Genomic DNA, 6,594 nt, shown 5'->3' with positions numbered 1-6,594 from the left:
GGCCTCGACTGCGCGGATCGCCTGGGACAGGACGATGGCTTGTTTGCGTTCCTCGGACGAGAGGTAGCGGTTCCTCGAGGACATCGCCAGCCCATCGGCTTCGCGCACGATGGGATGCCCCACGACCTCGAGGCCGAACCCGAGCTCCGCGACCATTCGGCGGAGAATGGCGAGTTGCTGCGCGTCCTTCTGCCCAAAGACTGCGACGTGCGGCCGACAGGCCAAAAGCAGCTTCGTCACGACCGTCGTGACGCCCTGGAAGTGGCCCGGTCTCGAGGCGCCGCACAGGTGCCGGTCGAGGTCGCGGACCGAGACCGTCGCGAAAGGCGGCAGCCCGAACGGGTACATCTCCTGAGGCGAGGGCGCGAACACGGCGTCGACGCCGCCCGCGGCCTCGAGGGCGTCGAGATCGGCCTCGAGCGTGCGCGGGTAGGCTTGGAAGTCCTCGCCCGGCCCGAACTGCGTCGGGTTGACGAAGACGGAGACCGTGACGTGGCCGTCCGGGCCGGCACGACGGCGGGCGTCTCGGACGAGCGCCAGGTGACCGTCGTGGAGCGCGCCCATCGTCGGAACCAAGACGAGCCGGCGGCCGGCGGTGCGGGCCGCATCGGCGGCGGCGTGCATCTCGGGGATGGTCGAGACGAGAAGCGGGCGAGCGGACAAATGGGTCGGTGGACGAGTGATCGAGCAGGTGCTCTGAGTCCGCAAGTTCGCAGTTCCTCTCCGAACCCGCCTCGCTCCACTCGGTACGTCCTCGAGGGCGACTACGCCCCACGTCAACTCCTACACTCGTCCACGATCCGCCCCATGTCCGACGTCCGCATCGAAACTGACTCCCTCGGCGACGTCCGCGTCCCCGCCTCCGCCCTCTACGGCGCTCAGACCCAGCGCGCGAAAGAGAACTTCCCGATCTCGTCGCTCCGCTTCTCGCGGCGCTTTATAGAGGCCATCGGAACGGTCAAAGCCGCCGCGGCACGGGCCAACAAGAGCCTCGGCTTGCTCGAGGGCGAGACCGCCGACGCCATCGAGGCCGCGGCCTTGCAGGTCCGGGCCGGTGACCTCGACGCGGAGTTCGTGCTCGACATCTTCCAGACGGGCTCGGGCACGTCGACGAACATGAACGCCAACGAGGTGATCGCCAACGTCGCGACCCGGGCGACGGGCGGCGAGCTCGGCTCGAAGGGCGTCCACCCGAACGACGACGTCAACATGGGCCAGTCGTCCAACGACGTCATCCCGACCTCGATGCACGTCGCGGCCCGCGTCGCCCTCGAGGCCGATCTTCTCCCGGCGCTCCGTCGTTTCGCGGACGCCCTCGACGCGAAGGCCGACGAGTTCGACGACGTGGTCAAGTCGGGACGCACGCACTTGATGGACGCGACGCCGGTCCGGCTCGGCCAGGAGTTCGGCGGGTACGCGGCCCAGGTCCGCAAGGGGATCTCGCGCGTCGAGGGCGCGAGCGCCGAACTGTCGGAGTTGGCATTGGGCGGCACCGCGACGGGTACGGGCATCAACCGGCCCGAGGCCTTCCCTGCCAAAGCGATCGAGCAGATCTCCGAGATCACCGGGCTCAGCTTCCACGAGGCCGAGAACCACTTCGAGGCCCAGGCGGCGAAGGACGCCTACGTGTTCGCGGCCGGCGCGCTCAACACGGTCGCGGTCTCGCTGATGAAGATCGCGAACGACATCCGCCACTTGTCCTCCGGCCCGACGTCCGGTCTGAGCGAGATCCAGCTCCCGGCCATCCAGCCCGGCTCGTCGATCATGCCGGGCAAGGTGAACCCCGTCATGTCCGAGGCCATGATGATGGTCGGCGCGCGGGTCATGGGCAACGCGGTCACGATTACCGTCGGCGGCCAGCACGGCAACTTCGAGCTCAACGTCATGATGCCCGTCATGGCCCACGCGATGCTCGAGTCTATCGAGTCGCTGTCCGGCGTCTTGGATGCGTTCCGCGAGCGGTGCCTCGAGGGCATCACGGCCAACCGCGAGCGCGCTCGCGAGCTCCTGCTCCTGAACCCGTCGATCGCGACGGCGCTGAACGCTGAGATTGGCTACGACACGGCCTCGAAGGTGGCGAAAAAGTCCGCCGCGGAGGGTCGGAGCGTCCGCGACGTGGCGCTCGATATGGGCGTTATCTCGGCCGACCGGATCGACGAGGTCTTGGACGTGCGCAGCATGACGGAGCCTGGGATTCCAGGCGCGTAGCGCTCTCGCCGCATCAGTGGCTAGAGCGTCGCTCCATGTAGCAGCGAAACGGCCCGTTCCGTGTCTCCCCACCCGTCGCACGGCTGATCGCGGGTTTGACGGGTGAGGACGTCACCCGTCGGCGCCGATCCGAGCGGGCAATTGGTGAGGCACAGTCCTTGTCCGGGTTGTGACGTCACTCCTCACACGACGAGATGGGCCAGCAGCAACTTCTCCTCCTTGTGCTCGCGATCGTCATCGTGGGCCTGGCTGTCGTCGTCGGCGTCAGCGCGTTCGCGGAGAACGAGCAGAAGGCCGAGTTCGACCGGTACACGGAGATGGGCGTCGCCCTCTCCGGCGACATCATCGCGTTCTATCAGAAGCCCTCGGCCATGGGCGGCGCCGGCCAGGACGCGGCGGCGTTTGCCGGCCTCGACATGGGGGCTCTCGGGTACAGAGAAGACAGGTCCGACACCTGGGAAGGGTTCGAGCGGTCCGGCATCGTCTCTGGGGGCGTCGTCCGCTACGTCGCCGCAGATACGGAGCACCCGTTCCTGCACATCCACAAGATCCCGCTCTCGTCGGGAGACCCCCGCGTCGAGGTCCACGTGTTCGGCCCGTCCGAAGACTGCATCGTGACGCGGGCGAGCATCAGGGACCAGGGCGACTGGTCCGACGGCGGGTCTGACGGCTCCAGCCCAACGAACCCGAACGCCGCAGCGTGTAGCTGGTAGCTGGGCACCGAGTCGGAGGTAGCGATCGGGGACCCGTAGGAAGACTGCACGCGGCGCGTCGACCCTTCGTCCTCGAGGGCGCCGCCCTCGAGGACGAGAGCTACATCGTCGAGGCGTAGGCCGCGACGACGCCACGCTCCCGGTCCAACCCGACCATCCGAAACGGGCCGCCGTACCATTCGTCGATGCCGTCCACGCGGGGTCCCGGCCCTAGCTCGCGAAGCCACGACGTATCGAGGCCGTCCGCTCGCTCGAGTCCGCGGAGCCAAACCTCGAGGGAGTCCGTTGGGACACGCGCGACGACCTTCGTCGTCCAGTCCGACGGGCCGGGCACCATGCCGCCGTTGTTGTTCTGGTACGCGACGTGGAAGACCAGGGCCGAGTCGGGCGCAGCCCCGTCCTCGAGGTCGGCGTAGGGCAGCGGGCCGAGGTATTCCGTCACGAACGCGCGCCGGTCTTCGAGGGCGGCGATCTCGCTCGAGTGCGTGTCGGTCGAGGGCGGGCCGGCGGGCTCGCTACCGGCCGTCAGCACGACGAGGCCGACGGCGACCACCAAGACGACTACGGACGCGAGAAGCCACTTCATGCCCGCCAAGCTACAAGCCGGCTCGGCCTCGAGGACGACTCTACGCTTGCCCAGAACGGACGTCTACAGCGCTCCTGCCCTCTCGCAAGCGGTGCGAGAATGACGACCGGTGGCACCAGAGGCCGCAGCGTGGCGAGAGCGACGAGGAGCTACCCCCACAATCGGGGGCGCGACAGGGCGGCGTCTCGAGAGGTTCTACACGCGACCTCGAGGACGGAGCGGCCGAGGCGCTCGGCCTGTGCGGCATGGAGCGGAGATTCCAGAACGGACGCGATCTGTAATGACTTCTTCCAGCGCTCTGCCGACTTTGCGTCCATCATCTCTTCAGACACCAAGCGACTCCTGATGAATCAGCCCACTCACACGAACGGACACAGCGGCGACGGCGCTCACGGACACGTCGACATGACGAATGGCGGCCACGACACCACGACCAAGGTGACGGGCCGCGCCGCGACCCAGGGCGCCTGCCCGTTCCGTGGCACGCGCGTCGGCGGCGCGACCGGCTCCGAGCCCCAACTCGACCACTGGTGGCCCCAGCGCCTCAAGGTCGAGGCCCTGCACCAGAACCCGCCCCAGGCCGACGCCCTCCGCGACGTCAACTACGCCCAGGCGTTCTCCCAGATCGACTACGACGCCCTCAAGGCCGACCTCCGGGCGCTCATGACCTCGTCCGTCGACTGGTGGCCGTCGGACTACGGCAACTACGGGCCGCAGATGATCCGCATGGCCTGGCACTCGGCCGGCACCTACCGCATCGCCGACGGCCGCGGTGGAGCCGGACTGGGGATGCAGCGGTTCGCCCCGCTCAGCTCGTGGTGGGACAACGGCAACATCGACAAGTCGCGCCGGCTGCTCTGGCCGATCAAGCAGAAGTACGGCGCTTCCATCAGCTGGGCCGATCTCATGGTCCTGACGGGCAACGTCGCCCTCGAGGTCATGGGCTTCCCGACGTTCGGCTTCGCCGGCGGCCGCGTCGACGCGTGGGAGGCCGACAACTCGACGTATTGGGGCCCCGAGGGCTGGCGCCCCGGCGACTCGCAGCCCGAGCGCCAGGTCCACCTCGACGAGCGCTGGAAGGGCAGCCCGAAGGAGGAGTACTGGGACCTGGAGAACCCGGTTGCGGCGTCGCACCAGGCGCTCATCTACGTCAACCCCGAGGGGCCGGGCGGCAACGGCAGCCCGATGGACTCGGCCCGCGAGATCCGGGAGAGCTTCGCGCGCATGGCGATGAACGACGAGGAGACCGTCGCCCTCGTCGCGGGCGGACATGCGTTTGGCAAGTCGCACGGCGCCGTCCCGGCCGACAAGATCGGACGCGAGCCCGAGGCCGCTGACATGGCGCTCCAGGGCCTGGGCTGGCACAACCCCGTCGGGACCGGCAACGCCGAGTTCACCTCGACCAACGGCATCGAGGGCGCCTGGACCCCGAACCCGACGCAGTGGGACAACGCCTACCTCGAGAACCTGCTCGACCTCGAGTGGGAGAAGACGACGAGTCCGGCCGGCGCGCTCCAATGGACGCCCGTCCGCGACGACGCGCCCAAGACGCCCGACGCCCACTTGCCCGGCGTCGAGCACGCGCTGATGATGACGACGGCCGACATCGCCTTCAAGCAAGACCCGGCCTACCGCGAGATCTGCGAGCGCTTCCTGAACGACTTCGACTATTTCACCGACGCGTTCTCTCGCGCCTGGTACAAGCTGACGCATCGCGACATGGGACCGGTGGACCGCTACGTCGGGCCTGAAGTCCCCGACGTCGTGCTGCCGTGGCAGGACCCGATCCCGGCCTTCGACCACGAGACCGTGGACGCGCCGGACGTCGCCGATCTCAAGGCTAAGATCCTGGACAGCGGCCTAAGCGTCTCGGCACTCGTATCGGCAGCGTGGGCCTCGGCCTCGACGTACCGCGACAGTGACAAGCGCGGCGGCGCCAACGGCGCCCGCGTCCGGCTCGAGCCCCAGAAGAACTGGGCCGTCAACAACCCGGTCCAGCTCGCGAACACGCTGGACGTCCTCGAGGACGTCCAGACCGCGTTCAACGATGCGCAGTCGGGCAGCAAGAAGGTGTCGATGGCGGACCTCATCGTGTTGGGCGGAGCCGCCGCCGTCGAGAAGGCGGCGCGCGACGCCGGCCTCGAGGTCGAGGTCCCGTTCGTACCCGGTCGCATGGACGCGACCCAGCAGCACACCGACGGCGAGAGCTTCGAGTGGCTCAAGCCGGTCGTCGACGGGTTCCGCAACTACGTCAACGACGAGGTCGAGTACGGCATCGCGCCGGAGCACTTGTTCCTGGACCGGGCCGCGCTCCTGACACTATCGGCGCCCGAGTGGACGGCGCTTACCGGTGGCCTCAAGGTGCTAGGCGTCAACTCCGACGGCTCGGACCACGGCGTCTTTACCGACAAGCCGGGCGCACTGACCAACGACTTCTTCCGCGTCGTAACCTCGATGGACTACGAGTGGAAGCCGCGCGACGCACGGCAGATGACGTTCGACGTCGTCGGCCGCGACTCGGGCGAGACTGCGTTCACGGCCACGCGCTGCGACTTGGTGTTCGGCGCCAACGCCGTGCTCCGCAACGTCGCCGAGGTCTACGCCGCCGACGACGGGCACGAGCGCCTGGTCAAGGACTTCGTCGCGGCCTGGCACAAGGTGATGATGCTCGACCGCTACGACGTGCCGGCCGAGCGCGAGGCGGCCATGTCGATCTGCTAGCGGCGCTCGTCCTCGAGGTTGGGTCTCCGTCCTCGAGGACGCTGCGTTGATTTCACCGGCGCCACGGACTCTGTTCGTGGCGCCGGTTTTCGTTGCGTCGTCCTCGAGGACGACGCGCTTGGGACCGTGACCGACCTCGAGGCCGGTCAGCCGTTTCCGTCCTCGAGGTCAACCGACGAACCGTGTGGTCGGACGCGCTGGCCGATTGGGTCGTCCACAGGTGGACGTACTCCTCCCCATGAGTCATCCCCGCGAAGGCGGGGACCCATGCGGTGTGGTGTGCAACCTCAAGGCCGACCAGAGACCGGAAACCCCTCACCCTGACCCTCTCCCACAGGAGAGGGGACTTTGCAAGCGGCCTCGAGG

5 protein-coding genes are annotated in these 6,594 nt (G+C 68.3%); 3 read left to right on the top strand and 2 right to left on the bottom strand.

Annotated features, from left to right (window positions below):
* The coding region (panC, locus tag WBA11_RS03825) for a pantoate--beta-alanine ligase (RefSeq protein WP_424519399.1) at positions 1–663 on the bottom strand (663 nt) is incomplete at its 3' end.
* A gap of 144 nt (positions 664–807) precedes the next feature.
* Between panC and WBA11_RS03820 the strand changes: the two genes are divergently transcribed.
* Together WBA11_RS03820 and WBA11_RS03815 are read left to right on the top strand one after the other, a co-directional pair.
* A complete protein-coding gene (locus WBA11_RS03820; RefSeq protein ID WP_424519398.1) occupies positions 808–2,208 on the top strand; it encodes a class II fumarate hydratase in 1,401 nt (466 codons plus the stop codon).
* Positions 2,209–2,402: 194 nt separating this feature from the next.
* Positions 2,403–2,921 (top strand): hypothetical protein, encoded by a 519-nt coding sequence (locus WBA11_RS03815; RefSeq protein ID WP_424519397.1) that lies wholly within the window; start codon positions 2,403–2,405, stop codon positions 2,919–2,921.
* A 100-nt stretch (positions 2,922–3,021) separates the two neighbouring features.
* Here WBA11_RS03815 and WBA11_RS03810 read toward each other — a convergent pair whose 3' ends face one another.
* Complete coding sequence (locus tag WBA11_RS03810) at positions 3,022–3,507, bottom strand: hypothetical protein (RefSeq protein WP_424519396.1); 486 nt, start codon at positions 3,505–3,507, stop codon at positions 3,022–3,024.
* 405 nt (positions 3,508–3,912) lie between these two features.
* Here WBA11_RS03810 and katG point away from each other — a divergent pair, with 405 nt between their 5' ends.
* Positions 3,913–6,228 (top strand): catalase/peroxidase HPI, encoded by a 2,316-nt coding sequence (gene katG, locus WBA11_RS03805; RefSeq protein ID WP_424519400.1) that lies wholly within the window; start codon positions 3,913–3,915, stop codon positions 6,226–6,228.
* Positions 6,229–6,594: the final 366 nt, after the last annotated feature.

This window comes from Rubrivirga sp. (genome assembly GCF_049648075.1).
Classification (GTDB): Bacteria; Bacteroidota; Rhodothermia; order Rhodothermales; family Rubricoccaceae; genus Rubrivirga.
Note: the sequence above shows the minus strand (reverse complement) of the source record. Positions and strands in the feature narration are given on the sequence as shown.